Origin of the sequence: Trichocoleus sp. FACHB-591 (genome assembly GCF_014695845.1) — a bacterium.
In the GTDB taxonomy this organism is placed as follows: domain Bacteria; phylum Cyanobacteriota; class Cyanobacteriia; order FACHB-46; family FACHB-46; genus Trichocoleus.
This window is the reverse complement of record NZ_JACJPA010000102.1, coordinates 1-26,819: the sequence shown is the minus strand read 5'-3', so window position 1 is coordinate 26,819 and position 26,819 is coordinate 1. Positions and strand designations below refer to the sequence as shown.

Below are 26,819 nucleotides of genomic sequence, written 5' to 3'. Positions count from 1 at the left end.
GGACTTGGTTTTAGCAAATGAAATCTAAGCCCCCTGAGATAACGAAGTCGGCAAAGTCACCCCTTTCGTTTGGGTATTGACCGCATCCTCCATCACAATCTCACCCCGGTTCAAACTGCCATCTACCGCCACATATTCCACCGTTACATCTTGCGTTGAGTTCAGCACTAGGGGATTGCGACCACTCCGCTCCAGATGCAGATTCTTCACAGTGGCTTGCTCAACTTGGCGTAAGTAAATACTATCGATCGCATATTCGGCAACAACCGCAGACTTGGGCAAAATCTGCCGCATCGTAAAGCCACTTAACTCCACATTTCTTAGCTTGTCTACAACGGCCTTAGCGGTATGAGAGACAGGCTGAGCTGTAGCTTTCGTGACGCGATCGCCTTGTCCCTTAGGCTGAATAGAAAGCACCGCTTCTCCAGCTTCGCGATCGAAATGAGCCTGCAAAATCGTTCGCGACATGCCTTGGCCCTTGAGCTTAATGTCGCTGCGATTAATTTCTACAGGTTGGAATAAATCAATTTCACCAATGGGCAAATTAATTTGCACCTGGCTGGATTGCGGCAAGCGAGCAATTAACGCCTGTAAAGCGGCAGAATCGTCTCGATTATCGTTAGGAATCACCCCGCGATCGATCGCCTCCACAATTTCCAACGGCATTTGCTGCGCTACCGCTTGACGGTTGAGCCACCAGCCCTCCAAATCCCAAATGGGGCTCAGGGAACCAGATAACCATAAGAGGAAAATAATGAAACTAAAAGCTTGAGCCCCCAGCAAAAATCGAGAAGTACCTAGCTTGGCGGCTCTTTCCAAACCAGAGCCTTCTGCTGAGATACTTTGATTCCCCCGGTTCGACCAGTTTTGCTTGGCTAGATTCATCAGCGTCCACACCTTGACTAAAGCCGATGCCCACTGCGACAGCAGCAAAATAGGGAAGTGAATTGGGCGCAGCTCAGAACTCCGACCCCAGAAAATCAGCAGCAACATCAGTGGACGGCTAAAGCAAATCCAGGACGAAATGATCCCAACCGCAACCCAATTGCCTTGCAGAAACGAAATGACTAGTAGACCAGGGGTAATCAGAGAAGTCCAAATACTAATGCGTTGGTCGAGCAAGCTGTACCAGGCAGTCCAGCCGATGCGATGAGGGCCAAGCGCGATCGCTCGGTTGTTGTTCCGGAGCATGTTGCCGTACCAGCGCCGCATGTTCTGGTAAGCGCGATCGACAAAGGAACCCGAAATTGTCTCAATCGAGTAGACAACTACATCGGGGATGTAGAGCATTTCATAGCCACGTTGCAGCAGCCAGAACCAAGTACTCTTATCGTCTCCAGACAGAAACTTAAACTGTCCCCAGAGCCAATCATCCAGTGTGTCGTTTTCCAACTGCATCGCAAATGTGGGATGCAACGCCGCCTCTGCTCGAAATAGAGAAAATCGCCCTGTCAAGCACATCACCTTGCGCGACAGCGAGTCCGAGCACATTTGGCTGTGGCGTTGGGCAAACCGCAGGTGAAACCATTCAGAAAACAGATAAGAACCTTGAACCACTGGTAACTCGTCGGTGGTTAAGGCTCCCATTTTGGGGAACATGAGGAAAAAAGGTAGACACTGGCGCAGCGTGCCGGGAGCTAGTTCTGAGTCACCATCCATCAACGCCACAATCGTATCCGCAGGCAAATTCAGTTGTGCGAGTTCCCGCAGACCATCGGCCATCGCTTTGCGCTTACCGTCTTTCTGCGTCATTAAAACCAGGCGAACGGTTTTGAGTTCTGGATCTTCGGCTTTGAGGATCTCTACAATCGAGGCATTTTCTTCGTCGCTGCTGCTACTGACCAGAACAGTAATCGGGTGCACCAAATCTCTAGCTTCTCGCGCGATCGCTCGAAAGACCCGCTCGGTAATCCAGGGTTTCTCTTTATAAGTTGGGACGAGCAAACAAACGTGAGGCAAATGCTCAACCGGAACTTTATTGGCCCAGCGCCGCCACTTAGGAAAGACCCAGTGCAGGTAAATCCGCGATCGCAACAGGCGTAAGAGAAACCAAGCCCAGCGCCATACACCCACTACGCCCAAGCTAATCAGGCCAAACACATCCCAAATGGCTAAGTTGCCAGGGTTTTGTAGGACGTAGAGACCTGTCAAACCCAAGACTGGAAAAAACAGGAATGCCAACAAGTTAAGTTGGGCGCTCAGGGGTTTAGAAGAGGCTGATGCAGTAGATTTCATAATGACTCAAATAATTCCTGAGTAAGCAGCACAAAGCATGAGAGAGACTGACTCGTTGCACCCTGATGCCTGGACGGAAGGAATTGAAAGTTGCGGCAGCAGGCGATCGCCCATTGCAACCCGAAGCAACCCAAAACTACTTACCTGCGAACAGTTTGGTGCCAAAGGTCATGCGAGCTGATTGGCCCACGCCACAAAACTGGTTGGTCTGAGACTGCTGAGGCGCAGGAGGAATACGTACAGTCACCTTGGCTAAGGGTTGGCCAACTAAATTAGAGGCGACCGCAGGCACTAAAGCCTGGGCCTGGTCTTTTGCCAATTCAGCGCGGTTCACTGCCTCAATCAGCTCCACTTCGCCGACGAAGGTGTCTTCAGCTCCAGCAAGTTGCACTCGCACTGGCTTAGTACTATCAATCTGATTGGCTTGTTGAGCAGAGACCAAAGTTTCTACCCAGAGGTCGTTACAGTCCAACAAGGTAATCAGGGTGTCGGGGCGGTTTACTTGCTCGCCTTGGTCGTGCTCAGTGCTGTAGACCACACCCGTAAAAGGAGCTGAAATTTCAATGTCTTGGCGATCGCTAAACTCTGCCTGGGCCTTTTTCAGTTGCTTTTGGCTGCTGTCCAACTCAGCTTCGAGGGTTTCAATTTGAGCTGCTTGGCCTTGAACGGTCCGCATCAAGTTCATGCGTTGGTCGGCCAAGGTTGCACCAGGAGTCAGCGCCACACCGTCTTGCAAAGCACCTAAAGAAGCTTGAGCTGCAGACAACTCAGCCTGGGCTTGCTTGACTTCTGCTTCAGCCGATTTCCAGATGAACTCTAGTTGGTCCACCTTCTGACGAGAAATCGCACCTTCCTGCAATAACTGCTGGTAGCGCTGGTAATCCAGGCGCGCCGCTTTTTCCTGGGCCATTGCTGCCTCAACGGCTGCTTGTTGGTGCGTAACCTCCTTCGCAGAGAGACCTGTATTGACTCTTTGTAAGGTTTTATCTTGAATTTCTAAACTGCTTAGCTGTTGCTGCAAAAAGACTAAGGATTGTTTGGCCGCAACCAACTGTGCCGTCTTGGTTTGGACTTCACCTTGCAACTGCAACAAGTTTTGTTCTACCTGGGCTGTGCTTTCCAGCCGAGCCAGAATCTGGCCTGATTTGACTGGGGCACCGGGACGAGCGTAAAAAGCTTTCAATTTGCCATCAATGGGAGCGCGTAACCGCACAGTTCGACCGCTAATCAGCCCACCATCTACAGTGGCATGGGTCAGTCGATAGGTGATGGAGGACAGGCCAAAGGCGATCGCCGCCCCTCCTAACCCCAGACAAGTCATCCCGACAAGTAATCTTTGCCAAATCTGCTTTTTCTTAAAATCGGGCAACCGATAGTCAGCTTCAGGGGGAACTGCAACAAACTCTTGGAAGCCAAGGGGCTTAGTTGGGGTCTTTACCATGGAGGCTCTTTGAGTGACGAAAGGGCAGGACTGGGTGAGCAAACGACTACCAAGGGGTCCTGAGTGTAAGGATTCAGGTTGTCCGTAAGTAGCTCGAAATACAAATCAACAGGGGCTTTTGTTGGTTCTGAAGTGAGCTAGATAGCACCATTGGGCAGCAGAAACAGGCAGCTAAACCTGAAGAGGTTTGCTGAAATTGGGTCAAGTTTTGATCTCAGAAAGATGGTGGCTGATTAGCCTGGATTGCTTAGTTTTGAAAATCTAGACTTTAGGGTTATTTGCTGAAGAGAAGATTTACTATTTACAAACTCTAATGGCAATGCCTGTAAATTTTCGTATAGAGCCGATAAAGTGTAGAGTCTAATCTTTAAAGGAAGTGTGAATTTACGAATATGAGATCGAGCCTAAAGTGATTGTGAGGCAAATAAGACCATTCCCTGAAATACTTGCTGAAAAGAAGTTTCAGAGTGTCTCCAAGTCTTTTGCTCGAATTAAGATAATGCGGCTATGTAAGAATTGGTACTCTACTAATACCGAAGTTCTTATTAGCACTAGCTGTAATTTAAATAACTATAAGAACGGCTAAAAAGAAGTTGTATTTTACTGAAGCCAACTGAAATATCTGGCATCCTAAAGCTTTAAGTTCCAAGCCAGAACCTGCCTCGATACCTAGAATGTTGGTTTTAGAAAAACTCTAGAAACTTCCAACACTTAGCCCTTAGTAATTGAGAATACAAACCAATATTCATCAACTACTATTTGCTTATAGTGTTTCGCGATCGCCTAAATCAGCCATCTGTCCAGAGAGCGATCGAATATCACCCAAAAGAGGGAGATTAAACCAGTGACCTTAAAACTCTTCTAGCAACCACTCGGAAGCGCGATCGCCCAGATCCAGCGGGATGCTCACAGCCTTACCCAAGCGAGGCCGTTCCTTAGTCTGCTCAACAAACTGCTGCACCTGGCTAAAGCCACCCCAAGCATCTAAGTAGCTGCTGATGGTTTCTAGATGGGCGAAATATTCGGCTTCCGTGAGGGGAAAAGAAGCCTGCTCCAAATACTTCCACATGACTTGAACAAAGATTTTGCCCTGGGTCCGTCGCACTTGAACATCGTAGGAACGGCCCCATTTATGGAGAATGAGTTGATGTAAGTCTCGTCCTGTCATGACTCACTCTGGATCAACCGATTTAGAATCAAGCATTTTGTTTACATTTCGTATAGCTATCAGGCTCCCCGACTCAGATATGATGCTAGCGTCAAGAAATGTAATAATACCCATGAGGCGCTAAAAACCGCTTCTTTCAAGGGACTGTAACGCCCTGCCTGTTGCATTAGACTCACTTTAGCTATGGTTGCTGTCTAGGCGTACAGACTTAAATATGCGGGGTTAACAGGGTTCTAAGATTAGCCCAAACTGTTGGCTAAGACACATAACTTAACACATACGTAAGCATAGGTCATGGCTCAAGTCTCTGGATCTGCAGACGTACCTAGCATGGGTCGTCGCCAATTTATGAATTTCCTCACGTTTGGTGCGGTCACAGGCACAGCCTTGGGCGCACTATATCCTGTGGTCAAATACTTTATCCCGCCGTCTAGTGGAAGCGGTAGCGGTGGGGTTACTGCGAAGGATGCGCTCGGTAATGACATCCTCGTGAGTGACTTTCTGGCCAGTCACAAAACTGGCGAGCGCTCTTTGGCTCAGGGGCTCAAAGGCGACCCCACCTACATCGTGGTAGAAGGCGAGCAAGCCCTTGCCAGCTACGGCATTAATGCGGTCTGCACTCACTTGGGCTGTGTCGTGCCCTGGAATAGTGGCGAGAATAAGTTCATCTGTCCCTGTCATGGTTCGCAGTATGACAACACTGGCAAGGTAGTCCGGGGGCCAGCACCGCTGTCCCTCGCCCTAGTTCACGCAACTGTCCAAGAGGACAAAGTCTCCTTTACACCTTGGACTGAAACTGACTTCCGCACAGGTGATGACCCTTGGTGGTCCTAGGAATTGATCATTTTTACCAATCGTGAGACGTTGCATCCTGTCTTGTGTATTGACTGCCTGATCCTTTGCTATTGAAGACTCATTACAGATGAAGAAAACTTTTTTGTCAGCGATATTCGCTCCGCGATACCTCTGGCGCGTTACGCTTGCCGCTATCAGCGCGATCGCCATTTTGCTCGGTAGCGATCTAATGCTGCCTCAATCTGCTGCTGCTTATCCGGTCTATGCTCAGCAAGCTTACGAGAATCCTCGTGAGGCCACAGGTCGGATTGTTTGCGCCAACTGTCACTTAGGCGCTAAGCGGACTGAAATAGAAGTACCTCAAGCCGTTCTTCCAGATACGGTGTTTGAAGCAGTCGTCAAGATTCCTTACGACACCAACGTACAGCAGGTGTTGGGCAATGGTGAAAAAGGTCCTCTGAACGTTGGTGCGGTCCTGATCCTGCCTAAGGGCTTTAAGATCGCTCCTGAGGACAGAATTCCTGAAGAAATGAAGGAAAAAATTGGCGGTCTGTATTTCCAACCCTACAGTGCTGACAAGGACAATATCGTGGTAGTGGGTCCGTTACCTGGAGAGCAGTATCAAGAGCTGACCTTCCCAGTCCTCTCCCCCGACCCTAACGCCGATAAGTCTGTGAAATTTGGTAAATACCCAATCAACGTGGGTGGTAATCGTGGTCGTGGCCAGGTTTATCCTACTGGTGACAAGAGCAACAACACGATTTACAACGCTTCTGCTGCTGGGAAAATTACCCAAATTACTAAAGCCGAAAGTGGTGGTTATGCTGTCACCATTCAATCTGCTGACGGTGGCACCGCTGTAGACAACATTCCAGCGGGTCCTGAGCTAGTAGTCGCGGAAGGCCAAGAAGTGAAAGCGGGTGAAGCGCTCACGACTGATCCTAACGTGGGTGGCTTCGGTCAGGTTGATACAGAAATCGTGCTGCAAAGCCCTGCTCGCATCCAAGGCTTGGTTGCCTTCTTCGCTGCAATCACTCTCTCTCAGATCATGCTTGTCCTGAAGAAGAAGCAGGTTGAGAAAGTGCAAGCTGCTGAAATGAACTTCTAAAACAGCCCTCGTCCATCATGGCTGTAAGACACCTTTGTTGAGTATTTCAACAGAGGTGTCTTTTTTATGTTAAGTATCCCAATTAGAACTTAATTAAAACTTGAAGGCGGATTGGTAACTGTTGGAAGCTTGGGCGACCTGTTCGACCTGTTGGGAAACTTCTGGATTGTAGAGGCGTAGATAGTTCCAGTAGTTTTCAAACACCGACTTCACGTAGCCTTTGGTTTCGCCGTAGGGGATTGCTTCCACAAATTGATCAAGATCGCTGAAAGTGTTTTTATCTACCCAACCCGCTACAGCACCGGGACCTGCATTGTAACTGGCAACCGCAAAGAGAGAGTTATTGTCGTACTCGCGGTGGGTGTAGGCTAAATACCAGGTGCCAAGCTTGATGTTGTCTTCCGGTTTGTCCAGTTTGTACTGCTTCAGCTTAATTTGCGAGGCGATCCAAGAAGCTGTTTCGGGCATGACTTGCATCAGTCCAGTTGCTCCCACAACAGAGCGAATTTGCGGCTGAAACCGGGATTCCTGGCGGATTAAGGCTGTGACAAGTAGGGGATTGAGTTGCCGTTCTTGCGACCAAGCCTCGATGGGTTGCAGAAAGGGAAAAGGATATAGCGCTTGCCAGAAAGCAGGTTGTTGCTTGAGGGTTTGGTACTGCGATCGCTCCTCAGTTTTTTCGCGCCAAGCCAAGCTCGACAACATAAAAATGCCATCGAGATGATCGCCCACTCCTACTCGCAACACCCCATCGGTAAACTGCTCCGCTACCGTTGGCTTAGTGGGATTTTTGAATTCTACTTGCCAGAGCGCCCAAGCATCTTGGCTTTGCCCCAACTGATACAGCTCTTGCAAGGTGGCAGAACCCGTGGGTAATGGACTGGAGTGACCAGAGCGCACAACTTGCGGTTGGAGTTGACGGACGCTATCAAAATCGCCTACGTTCCAGCCTAGCTGTACAGCCGAGCGCCAAGCATAATAAGACTCTGGATATTTCGCCAAGACATACTCAAAGGCGCTTGTAGCATCTTGCTCACGCCCAATTTGGCTCGCCCATTTACCCACCCAATAAGCGGCTTCTGGGGCGAATTCACTCTCAGAGTTTTGCTTGGTAATCGGTTCTGCCCACTGCCAAGCAGCCAAAAAGTTTCCGGTGTTGGCTTGACGCTGGGCTTGTTTCCAGCGAATTTCGGCGGCAGCATCTGATTTGGGGTACTGGCTCAAAACCGATTGGCGAGATTGCGCGGCTGATTTGCCACTACCTAATCCTTCTAGGATGTCAGCCTTGACCATCAGGGCTTCTGCTGCCTGGTCGGGAAATTGGCTAATGACTCGATCTAGATAGGGAATGCCATTAATCGGTTTAGGCGTAAGCTGAGCCATGCGAATTAGAGCCGTGGCCGTTTCCTCAGCTTGGGGGAAAGCGGCAGCTAACAGTTGGTAAGCTCGGTAGGCTTGAGAATTTAAGCCGCTGAGTTGCAACCCGCGCCCAATCCGATATGTGTTGAGGGAATTACGAGGGGCACGGGCATAAGCTTCTGCAGCTTTGCCATATTCCTGGTGCTCCCAGTAGTTAAAGGCGATCGCCTCCCAATCTTCGGGCTGGAGTGTAGCGGTAAAGCTGGCGTTTTCGGTTAGCCGATTCAGCACCGGGACAATGCCTGGAGCATTAATGCCATACTTAGCCAAAATCAAGAGCAATTTTGGCTGATTTGGGTTCTGGCGCAGGCGTTGCTGAATGATGTCTTGAGTGCGAGGATAAGTTGGAAACTTGGCGATCGCTTGGTCCCAATACTGCCGATCTTGGCGGCCTAGCACGAATAAAGCTTCGGCAGCGACGGGGTGATCCGGATATTGTCGCAGCAGACTTTTCCAAGCGGCTGCTGCCTCGGCTGTTTTGCCACTAACCGTATAGGCTTGGGCCTGCTTAAAAGCAACGTAGGCAGCAAGCTCCGGGTAATCTGACTCTAAACCCTTGAGCCACTGGAGCGCTTTTTCTCCTTGGCGTTGCCGAATTGCATCACTTGCTAGCAAATAGCGAGCGCGGTTGCGGTCTGCTCCTTGTTTGCCTTGGGCGATCGCTGCTAGTTTAGTGGCTCGTTGCTCGGGAGATAGGTCTGCTAAAGCCGCAACGGCAGAGTCAGCAGCTTGGCTTTGGCTGGGCAGAGATGACGGCTGTGGTTGAATCCAGCTTTGCCATTTGCGAGTGAAACCGCTGGTTGTAACCGACAACGTTGCCCCTAAGAGTAAGGCACACAGCCCTGCTCCAATGGCCAAAGAAACTTGCGTGCCTCGTCGCTTCAGCATGCGTCCTCGCTCGAAGATTTGGACCGAATCCCATGAGACTCTAGCATTTTTAATTCCGTTTCCGCCCTAGGTCTTGCTCCTTTAAACAGGGAATTCTAGCTAGATCCGACAATAGTTGAAAAGTGATCAGGCTGGTACTTCCATTTGGTGCGCTAGTTCGTAGGAGAGAATCAGCGAAAAATCGTCACTTTTTTGGAGTTAATCCGAAAAATTTTCTCTTGCAACTAGTAGCCTGAAGAAATAGAGAAGTCTTTGATTTAGAAGGACAAGAAGGGATGGATGTTCGCGCGACAGATACCTCATGCCTAAACTGGGCGGGAGACATTTTAGCTCTAGGGTTGTTTGAAGATGGGGTGGAACTGACGGGTGATCTAGCGACCTTGGATGGGAAACTCGCAGGCACCTTAAAAGAGTTAATGGCTGAGGCTGAGTTTAAGGGGAAAGAAGGCAGCAGTGCTCTTGCCCGTGTAGGCGGCGGCAGTGCCATTCGCAAAGTGCTTTTAGTTGGTTTAGGCAAACCCGACTCGCTAAAACTAGAAAGTTTAAGACGGGCCGCAGCTTTGAGTATGCGACAAGCGAAAAAAGAAAAAGGCAAGACCTTGGCTATTCAGTTCCCGGTATGGAATAGCCAGCCTGAAGCTACTGTGCAAGCGATCGCCGAAGGGGCAGAGTTAGCCGCCTATCAGGACACCCGCTTCAAGTCAGAGTCGGAAGACAAAAACTCCCAGCTAGAACAAATTGAGATTTTAGGTGTCGGCGACCAAAGCGCTGCTATTCAGAGGGCGCGGCAGATTTGTTCTGGAGTAATTTTGGCGCGAGAACTGGTGGCTGCCCCTCCCAACGTGGTCACTTCACTGACGATGGCAGAAACGGCTGAAGCGATCGCCCAAGAACACGGCTTAGAAATTGAGATTCTGGAGCAAGAAGACTGCGAAAAGCTGGGCATGGGAGCTTTCCTGGGCGTGGCTAGAGCTTCTGATATTCCGCCCAAGTTTATCCACATCACTTACAAGCCCAACGGCACTCCCCGGCGCAAAGTTGCGATCGTAGGGAAAGGACTCACCTTTGACTCTGGTGGCCTCAATATCAAAGGGGCAGGCAGCGGCATCGAGATGATGAAAACCGACATGGGGGGTGCCGCTGCAACCTTGGGTGCTGCTAAGGCGATCGCACAAATTAAACCTGATGTAGAAGTGCATTTCATCAGCGCCGCAACTGAGAACATGATCAGCGGTCGAGCCTTGCGTCCTGGCGATGTACTGACTGCTTCCAACGGCAAAACCATCGAAGTGAATAACACCGACGCGGAAGGTCGTCTTACCTTAGCTGACGCCTTGGTGTTTACGGAAAAACTCGGTGTCGATGCGATCGTAGATTTGGCCACCCTCACCGGAGCCTGTGTCGTTGCCTTAGGTGATGATATTGCGGGTCTCTGGAGTAGTGACGATACCTTGGCTGCGGAGTTACTAAATGCGGCTGAATCCGCAGGCGAAAAGCTCTGGCAAATGCCAATGGAAGAAAAATACTTTGACGGTCTGAAATCGATGATCGCAGACATGAAAAATACTGGTCCTCGTCCTGGTGGTTCCATTACTGCGGCTCTCTTCTTAAAACAGTTTGTGAAAGAAACGCCGTGGGCTCATCTTGATGTCGCTGGCCCAGTTTGGGCAGACAAGGAAAATGGCTATAACAGTGCTGGAGCCACGGGCTACGGGGTCCGCACCTTGGTCAACTGGGTCGTTGCTTAACCTAGCTACCTTAGTCGCAGTCTAGAATACCGAGTGCTATTCAAACCCTCGCTAAACTCCAGTTAACCTCAGTAGTCCCGATGAGAGTTTTTTAGATCGCGTCTAAAGAACTCTCACCCCCTCGGGGTAGGCTTTGTACGGCTAGCAACCTGCCTCAGAGGAGCGTTTACTAACCATATTTATGACTGAAAATCTGCCAGGAACTGGTTACTATAAGAACCAATAACGCGCGTCAACCTAAGGAATTTCACTTAAGCTTTATATGGCTGCTGGAACCCTGCACCTAGTTTAAAGTTGGTATGAAGATGCCAACCTATGAATAGCAGCGCTTAAGACATCCGGAATATAGTGCAGTTATGCTCCGCAAATTTACATAAGCTCGACTTTCCTTTTAGAGGAACCTTGAGTAATTTAAACAGATCTAGAATCTGTTTAGCCGAATGGACCATCCAACTGTAAACCTTAGCTTCGTGTTTCCCGCAAATCGGTATTTAATTACACAGGCTTAATTCATTCTTACTTCGGGTCACGGTTTTGGGGAGCAACGTCCAAGACAGGAATACTGAGAGCGATCGCAAACATATGATTGACTTTACTGTCGCCATACGTACTTATAACGGGGAAAAGCGTCTACCTGCTGTTTTGGATCGGTTGCGATCGCAGGTGGGAACGGAGGGGTTCTCTTGGGAAGTGCTGATTGTCGATAACAAAAGCACTGATAATACTAAAAAGGTCGTTGAAGCTTACCAAGCCAACTGGCCCCAAGCTTATCCCATCCGATACACCTTTGAAGGGGAGCAAGGGGCAGCGTTTGCCAGACAGCGGGCGATTCGCGAGGCCCAAGGTATCTTCATTGGGTTTTTAGATGACGATAACTTACCCACTCCAGATTGGGTTGCGAAAGCCTGTGCCTTTGGCCAACAGCATCCCGAAGCAGGGGCTTATGGTAGTCAGATTCGGGGAAACTTTGAAGTTGCACCCCCCCAGAACTTTGAGCGAATTGCTGCATTCCTAGCAATTATTGATCGCGGTCAGCAGGTATTCCGGTATGACACCAAGGTACTGCCTCCTGGTGCAGGCCTGGTGGTCCGTAAGCAAGCTTGGTTGGAGAATGTGCCTTCTCGCCTTCTGTTACGGGGCCCTGTCGGAACGTCCCTATCTGCCAAAAGTGAAGATATTGAAGCTTTGGCTTACCTCAAACGTGGGGGCTGGGAAATTTGGCATAACCCAGCCATGTGTATTTATCACGAAATTCCCAAGTCCCGTCTAGAAAAAGCTTATTTGCTCAACTTGTGTCGAGGCGCGGGGCTAGGTCGTCACCACATTCGGATGATTGGCTTCAAGCCGTGGCAAAGACCTTTCGCCTTTCCAATCTACCTAGCCAATGATGTTCGTAAGGTGCTGCTGCACTTCATCAAGTACTACTCAGTGATTAAAACTGATGTGGTTGCCGCTTGCGAAATGGAGCTACTGCTAGGAATTCTGATTAGTCCTTTCTTCCTTTGGCGGGAAAAGTACTTAGAGGTGAAAGCAGCAAGTAGATACCCTGACTCTCTTTCTACCTCGGTCTAACTGAAGCCACACTTCAAAGTGCAGGGGGTTAATCTGCTTCAACGGAGTTCTGTGAAGCGGTAAAGTGGTGCTGCTTAGCCTAAGCTAACAACTTGGCGATCGCTTTGGGCAAATTTGAAGTGGCGATCGCTAACCCGCTTCACGCAAACCTGACAGAGAAGGTCTGTTTTGTTAAAAATTGTCAGGTTGATGGGTCGAGTCATAGCTACTTGCTCAAGGTTGCCGATTTAATTGCAGAGGAGGAGTCTGTGACTTGGAGCCCACGTAATGCAGAGAAGAGTAATCATCTATCGGGATCTGTTACTTCCCTACTCGGAAACCTTTATTCCTGCTCAAGTGGAGAGTTTGACTGCTTATACAGGGTTCTACGTAGGCACCTCGCGTACTGCTAATGCCACATCTTTAATTCCAGCTGATAGAAGTCTCACCTTGAGCGACTTTGTTCAATCAGCGGGTGTCTGGAAAATGGCCTTTAAGCTAGGGGGTGTAGTTCACCCTCAATGGCTACAGAGCCTACAAGCGTTATCGCCCAGCTTGATCCATGCTCATTTTGGACTAGATGGAATCTGGGGAATGCGGTTGGCTCGGCGGCTACAGTTGCCCCTAGTTGTGACATTTCGCGGCAATGACATCACAGGCATGGATCTGAAGCCAGGACAAAGGGCACCGTCAGTCCTTGATTTTTGGCATCGCCGTGGACAGTTCTTCCGAGACTATTACGTACAGCGACGGCCTCAACTCTTTCAAACAGCTCGTTATTGCATTGGTGTGTCCGATTTTATTCGCCGCAAGGTGGTAGAAAAGGGTTGCCCACCTGAGAAAGCGGTGGTCATCTATAACGGCGTAAATCTCGACAAGTTCCGCTTTGACCCCACCTTAACCCGTGAGCCAGCAGTCTTGTTTGTCGGGCGGTTGGTTGAGAAAAAAGGCTGTGAATACTTGATCCGGGCAATGGCTGCGGTACAAGCAGCTCGACCTGATGTAGAACTGGTGTTGATTGGGGATGGACCGCAAAGAACTGAGTTAGAGGACTTAGCTCAGAGTATCTTGAAGCAATATCGTTTTTTGGGGCCCCAGCCTCATCCCACCGTGAAAGAGTGGATGAATCGGGCCAGTGTGCTTTGTGCGCCTAGCATCACTGCGGCCACGGGCGATTCTGAAGGCTTACCAAATGTGGTCACAGAAGCACTGGCTATGCAACTACCTGTGATAGGGTCAATTCATGCGGGAATTCCCGAAGCGGTGGTTCATGGACAGACAGGTTTCTTGACGGCAGAACGAGACTGGGAGGCGATCGCAGAGCATTTGCTGGTTATTTTTAACAATCCTGAAATGCGAAATCAGATGGCGATCGCGGGCCGTCAGAGGATTGAGCAACAGTTTGATCAAAAACACAGTATTGCCAAGCTTGAAGCGCTGTATAGCGAGATTTTGGCTGAATCTGGTGTAGTCACGAAACATCCCCTTTAAGCGCCCGCTTGAGATTAATGCAGGAATGAGGACATGACGGATTGGCAACTCAAAACCCCAGTCGCTCTATTGATTTTTAGACGACCCGATACAACTGAAAAAGTCTTTGAAGCGATTCGTCAGGCTAAACCTCCCAAGCTCTTAGTAGTTTCGAATATGGGTCGCCCCACCCATCCAGAAGAAGTTGCGAAATGCAAGGCTGCCCGCTCCATCATTGAGCGAGTTGACTGGGATTGTGAGGTTTTGACGAACTACGCAGATACTTATTTGGGTTGCAAGGAGCGGATTTACAGCGGCTTGGATTGGGTGTTCCAAAATGTCGAAGAGGCAATAGTTTTTGAGGACGACTGCGTGCCTCATCCCAGCTTTTTTCGCTTCTGTGAAGAAATGCTTGAGCGCTATCGGCAGGATGACCGAATCATGGCTGTGACGGGAGATAACTTCCAAACTGATCACCAACGCAATGACGCGAGTTATTACTTTTCTCGCTACACTCATTTTTGGGGTTGGGCGACTTGGCGACGGGCTTGGCAGCACTACGACGTGAATATGAAGGTGTGGCCTGAAATTCGTGACAATGGCTGGCTGCTGGATTGGCTAGGTGACCCCAAAATGGTTGATTGGTGGGCAGCCCGGTTTGAAGAGGTGTACAGCGATCGCAAAGATACTTGGGACTACCAGTGGATTTTTTCCTGCTGGGTGCAAAGTGGTCTGTGCATTGTGCCTAAAGTCAATATGGTTTCAAATCTTGGTTTTGGCTCCGAATCAACCCATACCCGTGATAGCTACGATTGGCGGGCAGGGCTACCTGTGAACGAGTTGTCATTTCCTCTCATTCATCCTCGATTTATCTTGCAAGATGAGCAAGCCGATGCCTTCACTCAAGATAGATACTATTACTTCATCACTAACCAACGTACTTTGACTCAACGGGCCAAACGCAAGATCTATCGCGCCAAAAAGCTGTTGCAAGAGTTTCAGTCGGGCGATCGCAGTGGCAGTGTTTGGAGCCTAGTCAATCAAATCCTGAAGGAAAAAAATAATTGAAGCAGAGATCACCATGACTTCGGAAACTGTCACGCCGTCCAGTCGCTCCTCTCAGCGTCTAGAAGCGCTACTGTTAGTTTTGGCAGGATGGGTTCCTCTCTCGCCCGGTTTTGCCCTCCGCAGAATTCTGTATCGCTTTGTATTTCAGCAATTGGGCTCATCAGTTCAGCTGCAGCCAGGGGTGGAATTTTTAGGCGCTCATCAGATTGAGCTTGGGAATCAAGTGACGATCAATCGAGGCGCTCGCCTGAACGCCAGTGGGTCTCATAGCAAAATCACTCTGGGCGATCGCGTGCAAATAGATATTGGCGTTGACATTCGTGTTAGTCGGGGGGATTGCCTAATTGAGATTGGTCCACGCACCTCGATCGGTCCCTACACCTGTATTGCTGGTCCCGGAAACATTAAAGTCGGTCAGGATTGCCTAATTGCAGCGCATGTTGGCATTTTTGCCAATAATCATGAATTTGCTGAGCGCGATCGCAAAATTCGTGAGCAGGGTGTCAGCCGCAAAGGAATTACGATCGGAGATGACTGCTGGCTTGGTAGTGGCGTGAAGGTGCTAGATGGCGTCACTATTGGCGAAGGCAGCGTCATTGGTGCTGGAGCAGTAGTCACCAAAGATATCCCACCCTATTCTGTTGCGGTTGGTGTTCCTGCCCGGATTGTGGCTCAGCGGGGCACTGTTGAACTCGCCAAAGATCTGATCTCTTAGAAGTTCAAGAGCCCGAGATCGAGGAAAGTAAATCTAGGGTCAACAAGACAATTCACAAACTAAATTTACATCAGGCAGTTGGCCACACGTACGAGGTACACTGCCTGATGGTGAAAAGAGAATGATTCGAGTTAGGCCGTAATCATAAATTGATTCGCCGATAGAGAGGGGAGTGTGTTGAACGTAGCGATCGCGACAGCCGTACCGCTTCCTATGCCGTCTTGGTCAAAGCTCAGAACCCCATTCGTTGCGTTGTAAAGGAAGTTAGCACTGCTACCGATCGCCGTCGGATTACTTCCACTGACAAAGACACCAGTTGCAGCCTCCGCCGCACTCAAAGCTACACCTGCCACTAACCCGCCGCCAAAGCCCGCCGCAGAAACTTGTAGTAGATCATTCGCTGCAAAGTCAGTAATTATGTCCCCAGCCTCCAAAAGGTTTCGGTAGGCAAAGGTATCCGCACCACTCATACCTGTGAGCTGATCTTTGCCATTGCTACCTTCCAGAACATTGGCCTCATTGTTGCCGACAAGGATATCGTCAAAGTCACTGCCAGTCAGATTTTCGATGCTGTTGAGGGTGTCGCGATCGATCGTGACATTCTTGAAGATGGCGTCATACCAGGTATTGGCAATCTTGTTATAGCCGCCCTCATTGGGATGTAAGCCATCTGAGACCAGATCGCTCACCACTAAGTCGTCAGCAGTTCCACTCTGCCCATCATTGCCCTTAATTGTGTCCACCAGCGCTACCTTCTTGCCCGCAGCCGCTTTGGTGCTGATGATTGTCGGCAAACTGTTGTTAAAAGCGATCGCTTTTTGAGCTGCGGTAGAACTGCGACTTGGGTTAATCGGGGGAATAGTAGAAACCAACAACTGCACATCAGGACGCTGGCTTGTAATTTGGTCAATGAGCTTGCCCAGATCGCTCTTCATCTGATCAACCGAACGTGTAGACATGGCGTCATTCGTTCCGATCGTCAGCAAAATTACATTTGGCTTCAGCTCTTGTAAGCGTGGATTCAGATTGACCTGGGTGGACGTGGCAATCTCACTAATTTTCTTTCCAGGGTATCCTTCATGGTCTTGGTCAAAGCCACTAGGACTATCAGGGTTTTCGCTCAGACTACCGTTGCGCTGAGACCCAACGAAATCCAGAGGAATTGAGTCTGTCTTGAATCGCTCCCATAAGGGAATTCGGTAAGCCCCTGGATAAGCAAGTGGGTTAGAAGGAGGCATCCCGTGAGTAATGGAGTCGCCTAGAGGCATAATCCGCAGAATGGCACTAGCCAGCCCGGTCGCCAAATTGGCGCTAATACCGCTACTGGATTGAGCATAACTGGCTGTGTCGTTCCCCAAACCGCCATCTAGCGCATCACTACCGAAACCACCATTCAGGAGATCGTTGCCCTCCCCGCCATTGAGAATGTCGTTGCCCGCAAAAGCACTAATGATATTGTCAAGCGCATCCCCATTGAGGGTTTCTGCCGAGTTAGTACCATTGATGCGTCCCACTGGAACTGGGGTAAAGTCGATGTAATTGAGGTTCAGGCTATCGGTTAGCATCTCAACCCGCAATTGGTGACGACCAGCCGTCAAATTGACATTTGCTTTAGTAATGTTCTGCCAAGACTGCCACCCAGACGCATCTGTAAGACTCAGTGTCCCCATATCCTGCCCATCAATTTTGATGCGAAGAGATTTGGTCCCTACAGCCGCAGAAGCGACACGAGCAGTGAGGTCATAAAATCCAGTTTGAGCCACATTAATGTCGTAGGTCAGCCACTCTCCAGCCTTGACCCAGCCAATGTTATAACCACCACCGATATCTGCCGTTGCTTCAATGTCTACGTTGTCGTTGCGGTAAACTGCCCCTGAGTTACCAGTTGTGGTATCAGAGGAGCTGACATAGTCCTCGGCTTGGACTCGACCTGGTAGCGCAATCCCACCGGTCTGAGCGGCTACAGTCGCTTGAAAGCTGCCTAAGTTGCTGGCAATTACAGCGTTGCCGCTGGTATCGCGGACCTGATTACTTTGAACTGCGATCGCGTAGGTGCCATTGTCAGCGTCATCCCAGGAACCGCCTGGAGCCGTGATTCGATAGGTGGCAGTGCGGGGACTTCCATTCCCTGTGGTATTGACGCTGACAAGAGTCGGTGCTTGCTGAAATCCGTTGGGTCCCGTAACAATGACATCACCATCGCTCAAGCTGGACAGGTCAATCGCTTGGTTATCTTGATAAGTAACCGTAAAGGTGTAATCAGCAGCTCCCGCCGTAGTGACGTTGGTTGCAGTCAAACTGGCAGTTGGAGCGATCGCATCGGTAACACTAACAGCAGGGGTAAGTTCGATGTAGTTGAAATTGAGATTACCAGTCACCATTTCAACTCGCATTTCGTGCTGACCAGCACTCAAGTTAAGCCCTTGCTTGGTGAGGTCACGCCAAGATTGCCAGCCAGAGGCATCTGTAAAACTGAGGCTGCCAGTTACGTCTACACCGTCAATGAGAATTCGTAATGTTTTGGTGCCGCTTGTACCAGAGGCAACCCGAGTCGTTAGATCATAGAACCCAGCTTCTGTTAGCTCAAAGTTATAGGTCAGCCATTCGCCAGATTTAGTCCAGCCAACGTTGTAACCACCTCCCACATCAGTGGTAGCTTGAATATCAACATTGTCAGTGCGATAGACACTACCGGAGTTGCCAGTTGTGGTGTCGTAATAACCCGTGTAGTTTTCAGCTTCAATTCGAATGGGTGGCATGTGAAAATCTCCGAAATAATGGTTGTCAGTTAGCCTAAGTCTCAGTATTCTCAGCAGCTCTATCGGCGATCGCCTTTGATATCTGAGACTGCAAGCAGAGACTAAAAGAGGGATGAGTTGGCTCTCTTAGCCTTGATTCGTCTTTATGCGGTTGTGAAGTCAGTAGTCGTAATATTGGTAGCCTGCACACCCATTAAGGAAGCTAACAATTGGCCGTTTGAAGTCAGGCTAATCAGGGTGTGATTAGCGTTATCCCCTAGGCCCTGCGCGATCGTGAGTTGACTGAACTGGAGGCCATTTGTTAAGCCCAGCAAGTCTTGATCATTCTGGAAATCGAGAATGGTCGGTTTGCCATTTATCCCAACACCATATACATCGCTCCCTGCACCGCCGATAAAGGTGTCATCACCACCCCCGCCCAGAATCTTGTCGTTGCCCGCTCCTCCGTTGAGCACATTGGTACCAGAACTGCCGACCAAGACATCATCAAAGTCACTACCGAGGAGATTCTCGACACTTTTGAAGGTGTCGCGATCGATCGTGATGTTGTCGGAAAGTGCTTCATACCAAGTATTGGCGGTTTTGTTGTAGCCTCCCTCATTAGGATGGAGGCCATCCGCGACAATGTCAGAGAGTTTCAAGTCATCTGAGGTGCCACTGCGACCATCGACACCCTTAACGGTGTCTACAAAAAGGACATTTTTGCCAGCAGCAGCTTTAGCACTGATTAAACTCGGAAGATCTCTGTTAAAGGCGATCGCTTTTTCTGCCGCAGTTGAGCTGCGCTCCGGATTGATAGGCGGAATCGTTGCGACAAACAACTGAGCATTGGGCTGCTGGGTGGTAATCTGATCAATCAAATTACTCAAGTCATTTTTCATTTGATTGACGCTGCGATTAGACATGGCGTCATTCGTTCCGATCGTCAGCAAGATTACATTTGGCTTCAGCTCTTGTAAGCGTGGATTCAGATTGACCTGGGTGGACGTGGCAATCTCATTAATTTTCTTTCCAGGGTAGCCTTCGTGGTCTTGGTCAAAGCCTGTGGGACTATCTGAGTTCTCACTCTTGCCCCCATTCTTTTGAGAGCCCACAAAATCTATCAAGATGGAGTCTGCTTGAAACCTTCTCCAGAGCGGAATTCGGTAAGCCCCTGGGTAAGCCAAAGGGTTAGAAGTCGGCATCCCGTGAGTGATGGAATCACCCAACGGCATAATCCGCAGAATCGTAGTGGCAGTTCCCTGCCGCAGGTTGGCACTAATGCCGCTGGTTGATAGGGCATAGCTGACGGTATCAATGCCGTCGCCACCGTCGAATGTGTCACTACCAGCGCCGCCATCGAGCAAATCATCGCCCTTATTCCCATTAAGGATGTCGTCCCCTGCCAAACCATTGATGATGTTGTTGAAAATATTTCCGTTGAGCTTGTTGTTGGCTGGGGTGCCATTGATCGGGCCATTATCAATCGCGATCGCTGCTAGCCCAGCAGGTTGAACAAAATTACCGTTGATATCAGCAACTTGACCGGGTTGAACGCTAAAGCTGTAGATACCACTATCAGCAGCATCCCAGATGCCTCCGGGGGTCATAAATTGATAAGTAGCCCTCGCAGAACTATCATTATCCGCAGCATCAACACTTACCAGCGTTGCCAATTGTTCGAAACCGTTGGGGCCAACAACTCGAATGTCACTTCCATCAATGCTGGCTACATCGATTGCGACATTATCGGTATAGGTGACTGTAAAAGTGTTAGTAAGATTAATGGTGATATCGTCAGATGATAGATTGGCCGTCGGAGCAGTGACCTCAATAGGGTTCTTTGGTTGAGTACCCAGTCGATTCTCTTCAAAACCGAATATGACAAAGTGATCTAAGGCACTACCAATCTCGCCGTTTTCAACTGCTGCCTTAACATCAGGGTTTTGTTCTAAATAGAAGGTGGGGTCAAACAAGGTGCTGGGAGCCCGCTCCTCGTACTGGCCGAATGAGACGAAGTGGTGCCAGGCGCTTGTGAATATGTTGTTTTCAACTGCTGCCTTAACATCAGGGTTTTGTTCTAGATAGAAGGTGGGGTCAAACAAGGTGCTGGGAGCCCGCTCCTCGTACTGGCCGAACGAAACGAAGTGGTGCCAGGCGCTTGTGAATATGTTGTTTTCAACTGCTGCCTTAACATCAAGGTTTTGTTCTAGATAGAAGGTGGGGTCAAATAAGGCGCTGGCATTGCGGTTTTCATACTGACCAAAATTCACAAAATGATCCCAAGCGCTTTTTATAGCACCGCTGGCAATGGCTGCTCTAACATCTGCATTTTGCTTAAGGTAAAAAAACGAATCGAATAAGAGGTTAGAAAGGGGCGGTTCACCCTGACTTGCTTGAGTCGTTTCCTCGTTCGTAATGTTCCAAGAATCAGATGCCATAAGTTCGGAATTCCCCCTGTTAACCCACCACACATGGACACGTTTAAACGTGTTTAACTGACTGCATTAAAGATGTCTCAATCACGTGTAAGAGCAGTGCAACGTTGCGCTTCTAGGTTTTAGTAGCGCTAGCTCTATAAATGTGAAGCTGTGTTTATATGTGTACGGACTAGCACCCAGACTTATAGCCAAGTTCATAAAATTCATATGGATGCTTCAGTAGATTTTTGAAGCATTCCGCTCATCCAATCTCTAGACTTATGCCGCTTCTGAAATATATGTCTTCGTCCTTGAGTTTGCTCGCTGTGCGGTTTACCTGCTATATGCTAGTTTTGTCTACGCGATTATAACTAGTGCAAATCGTATAAATTTATTCTTTCTTTGCGATCGCCTAATACTTTTTACTGAGCCTTCATACTTTTAGCGTAAGGTTACGCAAAACTGGCAAGGCTAGCTGGCTAATCTGAAAAATACAAATTGCCCTTCTCTATTGGATTCTTTGAGGAGAGGTGTGATCAACCACTTGCAATCCTCGCCTGGGAACAGAGTTGCAAGGTTGGCCAACCTATAGGTTCTCTAAGAGGGCGAACCTGTGTAAATGGTTTCTTTGAGTTTTCACACAAAACCCTAATGAATTCACCAGATTTTTACAGTAGATCGCTTCACCTTTGGCTAGTATTACTACGCAGAGGTATAGTGCTTCGGTTTGTGTTCCCGTCTCAACGCTCATCGGTCTACGTGAAAGCACAAAAACGCACCAACTGGTCTTCTTGAAAACTACGGGGTTACCCTATGAAAGCCGTGATCTTGGCTGGCGGACTCGGAACTCGTCTCAGCGAGGAAACGACCATTAAGCCTAAACCAATGGTGGAAATTGGCGGTCGGCCGATCCTTTGGCACATTATGAAGACTTACTCGGCTCATGGCATCACCGACTTCATTATTTGTTGCGGTTACAAAGGCTACGTCATTAAAGAATATTTTGCTAACTACTTTTTGCACATGTCTGATGTCACGTTTGACATGCGCTTTAACCAAATGAACGTGCATTGCGGTTATGCCGAGCCTTGGCGGGTGACCCTAGTAGATACCGGAGAAGACACCCTTACGGGTGGTCGGCTAAGACGGGTGAGAGAGCATATTGGCAACGAAACCTTTTGCTTTACCTATGGCGACGGCGTTAGTAATGTTAATGTTCAGGAGTTAGTAGAGTTCCATAAATCTCAGAAAACTCTGGCGACTCTAACCGCAACCCAACCACCTGGACGTTTTGGTGCCATTTGCTTGGGCTCAGAGCAAAACAAAATCGAAAATTTCCAAGAAAAGCCGGAAGGGGATGGCGCTTGGATCAACGGTGGCTACTTTGTTTTAGAGCCGGAAGTGATTGACTACATCGCAGGCGACTCGACAATTTGGGAAAAAGAGCCGCTTCAGAAGTTAGCTTCCGATGGCGAGCTTTCGGCCTATAGACACAATGGCTTTTGGCAGCCGATGGATACGTTGCGAGACAAGCAATATCTAGAAGAGCTGTGGAAGAGTGGTAAGGCTCCTTGGAAAGTGTGGTAGCCACTCCTTACCTTACAGATGCAAACGTTAAAGGCTCAGCTCAGGGGCAAATAGCTTTATGTATGATTTCGCGATAATTGGCGGCGGTATTGCTGGCCTTTCCACTGGGATGGCGTTAGGCCGCAAATATCCAGATGCCAAGATTTTGGTCCTAGAGAAGGAAAGTAATTGGGCCTTTCACCAAACGGGCAATAACAGTGGTGTGATCCACTCCGGGATTTATTACAAACCAGGCAGCTTCAAGGCGAAGTTCTGTCGCGATGGCAGTCGCTCAATGGTGGAATTTTGCCAAGAGCACGGCATCGCTCACGAAGTCTGTGGCAAGGTCATTGTTGCAACAGACGAGAGCGAACTATCCCGCCTGGAAAATCTTTATCAGCGCGGTTTAGAGAATGGCTTGAACGTTACCAAAATCAGCGCTGAAGAAGTCCGGGAAGTTGAGCCTCACGTGAGCTGCATCGCTGGGATTCGCGTTTCCACGACAGGCATTGTCAACTATAAACAGGTTTGCCTCAAGTATGTCGATCTAATTCGGCTTCAGGGTGGTGACTTGCGGCTGAATACGAAAGTCACCAAGATTGTCCAGAAAGGCGATCGCCAGGTGCTCGAAACCAATCAAGGCGAATTTGAAACGCGGTTTGTAGTGAATTGTGCGGGGTTGCACAGCGATCGCGTGGCTAAAATGGGCCAAGCTGATCCGAAAGCTAAGATTGTGCCCTTCCGGGGTGAGTACTACGAACTGGTGCCCGAAAAGCGCTACTTGGTTAAAACGCTGATCTATCCTGTGCCCAACCCTGCCTTTCCCTTCTTGGGCGTTCACTTCACCAAGATGATCGACGGTACGGTGCATGCGGGTCCTAACGCGGTTCTCAGCCTCAAGCGCGAAGGATATAAGAAAACCGATTTTGACTTGCGAGACTTTGCTGAAGTCATGACTTATCCTGCTTTCTGGAAGCTCGCCGCTAAACATGCGGACGAAGGCATCCAGGAGATTATTCGCTCCTTTAGTAAAGCTGCCTTTGTTCGCAGTTTGCAAAAGCTAATTCCGGAAGTGCGCTCTGAGGATCTGATTCCTACCCATGCAGGCGTGCGGGCACAAGCCCTGATGAATGACGGGAAACTAGTGGATGATTTTCTGATTGTCCCTGGTCCCAATTCCATCCATGTCTGCAATGCTCCTTCTCCGGCGGCCACCTCTTCTCTCGAAATTGGCAAAGCGATCGCCGCTCAAATTCCCCAACCGCAACATCTTCAGGCAGCCTTAAGCGTATAGGATTTTGACACCCATGAAAGTATTGGTTACTGGCACAGAAGGATATCTCGGCTCTCTGTTTGCGCCGCTGTTAATGAAGCACGGTCACGAGGTGATTGGGGTAGACACCGGATATTACAAAGTTGGCTGGCTCTACAACGCCACCGACCTCACCGCTAAAACGCTCAACAAAGATATTCGTCACATCACCGCTGAAGATTTGCAAGGCGTCGATGCGATCGTTCACATGGCGGAACTGTCGAACGACCCCACCGGACAGCTCTCCCCCAACATCACCTACGACATCAACCACAAAGGCTCGGTACGCCTGGCAGAATTGGCAAAAGCTGCTGGCGTGCGTCGCTTTGTCTATATGTCTTCTTGCAGCGTCTACGGCGTGGCAACGGGTCAAGATGTCACGGAGGAATCAGAAGTCAATCCTCAAACCGCTTATGCCATCTGCAAAACTTTGGTAGAGCGCGACTTGCAGCCGATGGCAGACGACAACTTCTCCCCCACCTTCATGCGGAACGCCACCGCTTTTGGGGCTTCGCCACGGATGCGCTTCGACATCGTGCTGAACAACCTGGCGGGTCTGGCTTGGACAACCAAAGAAATCAAGATGATCAGCGATGGGACTCCTTGGCGGCCTCTGGTTCACGCCTTGGATATTGCTAAAGCTCTTCTCTGCGTCCTGGAAGCTCCCCGCGATATCATCCACAACCAAATCTTCAACGTTGGGGATACGGCGCATAACTATCGCGTCAAAGAGATTGCGGAAATCGTCGCGGATATCTTCACCGGATGTCAGCTCAGCTTTGGTGCGAATGTTGCGGATAATCGCAGCTATCGCGTTTCTTTCGAGAAGATCAACACCATCCTGCCTGGCTTTAAGTGTGAGTGGGATGCCCGACGCGGTGCTCAACAATTGTTTGATTTGTTTAACCAAATCGACATGGATGAAGCCACCTTCCTATCTAGAGGCTTCACCCGCCTAAAACAGTTGGAATATCTCCTGCGGACGCAGCAAATTGACCAAGATTTCTTCTGGAGACAGTAATGTTATTCACCGAAACGCCACTCAAGGGTGCCTTTGTCATTGACCTAGAACACCGCAACGACCATCGCGGTTTCTTTGCTCGTACCTTCTGTGCCAAAGAGTTTGAAGACCACGGCCTCAAGCCCACCGTGGCACAGTGCAATCTCTCCTATAACCATAAGCAGGGGACGTTGCGCGGGATGCATTATCAAACTCCTCCCGCCGCTGAAACCAAACTGATTCGCTGCACCCAGGGGGGAATCTATGACGTGATCATTGATATGCGTCCAGACTCTCCCACCTATTTGGTACACTTTGGCATTGAGCTAACCGCAGAAAACCGTCGAGCGCTGTATGTGCCTGAAATGTTTGCTCACGGCTATCAGGCGCTGACCGATGGAGCAGAAGTGATTTACCAAGTAGGGGAATTCTACACTCCTGGCTACGAGAGGGGTTTGCGGTATAACGACCCATTTTTCAAAATTGCATGGCCTTTGCCCGTCACAGAAATTTCGGAAAAAGACCAATCTTGGCCCTTGTTTGAAACGGTAATGGTAGGAGCACAGGCATGATTATTGTCGATCGCGCGTTACAAGCCCGCGCTGAAGCAGGCAACCCCGTCCGAGTCGGCATGATCGGCGCTGGATTCATGGGCCGAGGCATTGCCAACCAAATTGCTAACTCCGTGCCAGGAATGGAGTTGGTCGCCATCTTTAACCGCAACCTGGATGGAGCCAAACGGGCTTACACCGAAGCAGGCATCACCGATGTCCGTGTGGTGAACACGGTCGCTGATTTAGAGGCTGCGATCGCCCAAGGTCAGTATGCCGTCACCGATGACGCGATGCTGTTGTGCCAAGCGGAAGGCATTGACGCACTGATTGAAGTTACAGGCACGATCGAATTTGGTGCCCAAGTGGTACTAGAAGCGATCGCCCACCACAAGCATGTGATCTTGATGAATGCCGAGCTCGACGGTACCATCGGCCCCATCCTCAAAGTCTATGCTGACCGGGAAGGTGTGATTCTCTCCGCCTGTGATGGCGACCAACCAGGCGTGCAGATGAACCTGTACCGCTTCGTCAAGAGCATTGGCTTAACTCCCCTGCTGTGCGGCAACATCAAAGGTTTGCAAGACCCCTACCGCAACCCCACCACTCAAGAAGGCTTTGCCAAGCGCTGGGGCCAAAAAGCCCATATGGTGACTAGTTTCGCCGACGGTAGCAAGATCTCCTTTGAGCAGGCGATCGTTGCCAACGCAACGGGCATGAAAGTTGCTAAGCGGGGTATGTTGGGCTACGACTATACCGGTCATGTCGATGAAATGACCCACATGTACGACGTAGATCAACTGAAAGAGCTGGGCGGCATTGTGGACTATGTAGTTGGCACTAAACCAGGTCCTGGTGTCTTTGTCTTCGGCACCCACGATGACCCCAAACAGCAGCACTACCTCAACCTCTACAAGCTGGGTGAAGGCCCCCTCTACAGCTTCTACACGCCCTACCACCTCTGCCACTTTGAAGTGCCTCTCTCCGTGGCTCGCGCCGTACTGTTCCAAGATCCAGTCATGGCTCCGTTGGGTGGTCCTGTCGTGGATGTGGTCACAACTGCCAAGATTGACCTGAAAGCAGGAGAAACCCTGGATGGTATCGGCTTCTACATGACCTACGGCCAGTGCGAGAACTCCGATGTCACCCAAGCCCAAAACCTCTTACCAATGGGCTTGGCCGAAGGCTGCCGTCTGAAGCGGGATGTGCCCAAAGACCAAGTGCTCACCTACGATGACGTAGAACTGCCCGAAGGTCGCCTCTCTGACAAGCTCCGAGCCGAGCAGAACGCTTACTTTGGGGCCGCTGCTAAGGTACCTGCGGCAGTTTAGTAAACCAAATCGGCAAAACCCTGCATGCCTCAAGACGTGAAATCTAGAGGCATGCGCTCAAAAATAGGTGTACCTGCGGGCGATCGCGATTCACTAACTTCTGCAATACCTACACCACCAATGGTCTTTGCCTGGACACTAACCCTGCTGATGCTTGTTGAAGGTGCTTTGCAGTAACAACTAAACCTTATCGGAAATAGAAAGGGATGTTGATTAAGTCACTCCTTGCCCTCTGGATCTGCAACTAAACCGCTTGGAGCTTCTGCTTCGCTTTTTGAGAGCGGTAGGTGAGTCG

Annotated in this window: 20 protein-coding genes; 13 read left to right on the top strand and 7 right to left on the bottom strand. The window is 49.7% G+C overall.

The annotated features are described in order from the left end of the window. Nucleotides 1–24: 24 nt before the first annotated feature. From H6F90_RS20220 to H6F90_RS20210, 3 genes are all read right to left on the bottom strand, one after another. Nucleotides 25–2,235, bottom strand: coding sequence for a glycosyltransferase (locus H6F90_RS20220; protein ID WP_190554067.1), 2,211 nt, complete (start codon nt 2,233–2,235; stop codon nt 25–27). A 136-nt stretch (nt 2,236–2,371) separates the two neighbouring features. Continuing rightward, on the bottom strand, nt 2,372–3,676 hold the full coding sequence (locus tag H6F90_RS20215) for an HlyD family secretion protein (protein ID WP_190554066.1): 1,305 nt from the start codon (nt 3,674–3,676) through the stop codon (nt 2,372–2,374). Between the two features lie 850 nt (nt 3,677–4,526). Beyond that, nucleotides 4,527–4,844 (bottom strand): DUF3067 family protein, encoded by a 318-nt coding sequence (locus tag H6F90_RS20210; protein ID WP_190554065.1) that lies wholly within the window; start codon nt 4,842–4,844, stop codon nt 4,527–4,529. Between the two features lie 294 nt (nt 4,845–5,138). On the opposite strand from H6F90_RS20210, the gene petC reads away from it, so the two are divergent. Then, nucleotides 5,139–5,678, top strand: a complete 540-nt coding sequence (petC, locus tag H6F90_RS20205) for a cytochrome b6-f complex iron-sulfur subunit (RefSeq protein ID WP_190431298.1) — start codon at nt 5,139–5,141, stop codon at nt 5,676–5,678. A gap of 88 nt (nt 5,679–5,766) precedes the next feature. Next, nucleotides 5,767–6,747: a cytochrome f gene (gene petA / locus H6F90_RS20200; protein WP_190554064.1), complete on the top strand. Its 981-nt coding sequence runs from the start codon at nt 5,767–5,769 to the stop codon at nt 6,745–6,747. Between the two features lie 93 nt (nt 6,748–6,840). On the opposite strand, the gene H6F90_RS20195 is transcribed toward petA, so the two are convergent. Further along, complete coding sequence (locus H6F90_RS20195; protein WP_190554063.1) at nt 6,841–9,054, bottom strand: transglycosylase SLT domain-containing protein; 2,214 nt, start codon at nt 9,052–9,054, stop codon at nt 6,841–6,843. A gap of 275 nt (nt 9,055–9,329) precedes the next feature. Here H6F90_RS20195 and H6F90_RS20190 point away from each other — a divergent pair, with 275 nt between their 5' ends. Together H6F90_RS20190 and hpsE are read left to right on the top strand one after the other, a co-directional pair. Next, entirely contained in the window at nt 9,330–10,802 is a 1,473-nt protein-coding gene (locus H6F90_RS20190) for a leucyl aminopeptidase (RefSeq protein ID WP_190554062.1), read from the top strand. 582 nt (nt 10,803–11,384) lie between these two features. Next, nucleotides 11,385–12,374: a hormogonium polysaccharide biosynthesis glycosyltransferase HpsE gene (gene hpsE, locus H6F90_RS20185; protein WP_190554217.1), complete on the top strand. Its 990-nt coding sequence runs from the start codon at nt 11,385–11,387 to the stop codon at nt 12,372–12,374. 74 nt (nt 12,375–12,448) lie between these two features. On the opposite strand, the gene H6F90_RS31205 is transcribed toward hpsE, so the two are convergent. After that, nucleotides 12,449–12,577, bottom strand: a complete 129-nt coding sequence (locus H6F90_RS31205) for a hypothetical protein (protein WP_255525026.1) — start codon at nt 12,575–12,577, stop codon at nt 12,449–12,451. 64 nt (nt 12,578–12,641) lie between these two features. Between H6F90_RS31205 and H6F90_RS20180 the strand changes: the two genes are divergently transcribed. From H6F90_RS20180 to H6F90_RS31200, 3 genes are read left to right on the top strand one after another with little or no spacing between them, the layout of a single operon-like run. Next, the gene (locus H6F90_RS20180) at nt 12,642–13,844 is read left to right on the top strand and encodes a glycosyltransferase (RefSeq protein ID WP_190554061.1); all 1,203 of its coding nucleotides are present in this window, start codon (nt 12,642–12,644) and stop codon (nt 13,842–13,844) included. A 33-nt stretch (nt 13,845–13,877) separates the two neighbouring features. After that, nucleotides 13,878–14,891 carry a glycosyltransferase family 2 protein gene (locus tag H6F90_RS20175; RefSeq protein WP_190554060.1) on the top strand — a complete coding sequence of 338 codons (1,014 nt, stop codon included), beginning with the start codon at nt 13,878–13,880 and terminating at the stop codon, nt 14,889–14,891. A gap of 13 nt (nt 14,892–14,904) precedes the next feature. Continuing rightward, a complete protein-coding gene (locus H6F90_RS31200; protein ID WP_190554059.1) occupies nt 14,905–15,606 on the top strand; it encodes an acyltransferase in 702 nt (233 codons plus the stop codon). Nucleotides 15,607–15,737: 131 nt separating this feature from the next. Here H6F90_RS31200 and H6F90_RS31305 read toward each other — a convergent pair whose 3' ends face one another. Together H6F90_RS31305 and H6F90_RS20160 are read right to left on the bottom strand one after the other, a co-directional pair. After that, nucleotides 15,738–18,365: a carbohydrate-binding domain-containing protein gene (locus tag H6F90_RS31305; RefSeq protein ID WP_190554058.1), complete on the bottom strand. Its 2,628-nt coding sequence runs from the start codon at nt 18,363–18,365 to the stop codon at nt 15,738–15,740. A 143-nt stretch (nt 18,366–18,508) separates the two neighbouring features. Further along, nucleotides 18,509–20,785 (bottom strand): GDSL-type esterase/lipase family protein, encoded by a 2,277-nt coding sequence (locus tag H6F90_RS20160; RefSeq protein ID WP_190554057.1) that lies wholly within the window; start codon nt 20,783–20,785, stop codon nt 18,509–18,511. Nucleotides 20,786–21,577: 792 nt separating this feature from the next. Between H6F90_RS20160 and rfbF the strand changes: the two genes are divergently transcribed. The 6 genes from rfbF to H6F90_RS31190 are packed head-to-tail and all read left to right on the top strand — an operon-like array spanning nt 21,578 to nt 26,701. Then, nucleotides 21,578–22,351, top strand: coding sequence for a glucose-1-phosphate cytidylyltransferase (gene rfbF / locus H6F90_RS20155; RefSeq protein WP_190554056.1), 774 nt, complete (start codon nt 21,578–21,580; stop codon nt 22,349–22,351). A 58-nt stretch (nt 22,352–22,409) separates the two neighbouring features. Continuing rightward, a complete protein-coding gene (lhgO, locus tag H6F90_RS20150) occupies nt 22,410–23,624 on the top strand; it encodes an L-2-hydroxyglutarate oxidase (protein WP_190431309.1) in 1,215 nt (404 codons plus the stop codon). Nucleotides 23,625–23,637: 13 nt separating this feature from the next. Then, a complete protein-coding gene (locus tag H6F90_RS20145; protein ID WP_190431310.1) occupies nt 23,638–24,663 on the top strand; it encodes an NAD(P)-dependent oxidoreductase in 1,026 nt (341 codons plus the stop codon). After that, nucleotides 24,663–25,214 (top strand): dTDP-4-dehydrorhamnose 3,5-epimerase, encoded by a 552-nt coding sequence (gene rfbC, locus H6F90_RS20140; RefSeq protein ID WP_190554055.1) that lies wholly within the window; start codon nt 24,663–24,665, stop codon nt 25,212–25,214. The genes H6F90_RS20145 and rfbC overlap by 1 nt, the downstream gene beginning before the upstream one ends. Further along, on the top strand, nt 25,211–26,524 hold the full coding sequence (locus tag H6F90_RS20135; RefSeq protein WP_190554054.1) for an NAD(P)H-dependent oxidoreductase: 1,314 nt from the start codon (nt 25,211–25,213) through the stop codon (nt 26,522–26,524). The genes rfbC and H6F90_RS20135 overlap by 4 nt, the downstream gene beginning before the upstream one ends. A 51-nt stretch (nt 26,525–26,575) precedes the next feature. Then, nucleotides 26,576–26,701: a hypothetical protein gene (locus H6F90_RS31190; RefSeq protein WP_255525025.1), complete on the top strand. Its 126-nt coding sequence runs from the start codon at nt 26,576–26,578 to the stop codon at nt 26,699–26,701. The last annotated feature ends 118 nt before the right edge of the window (nt 26,702–26,819 follow it).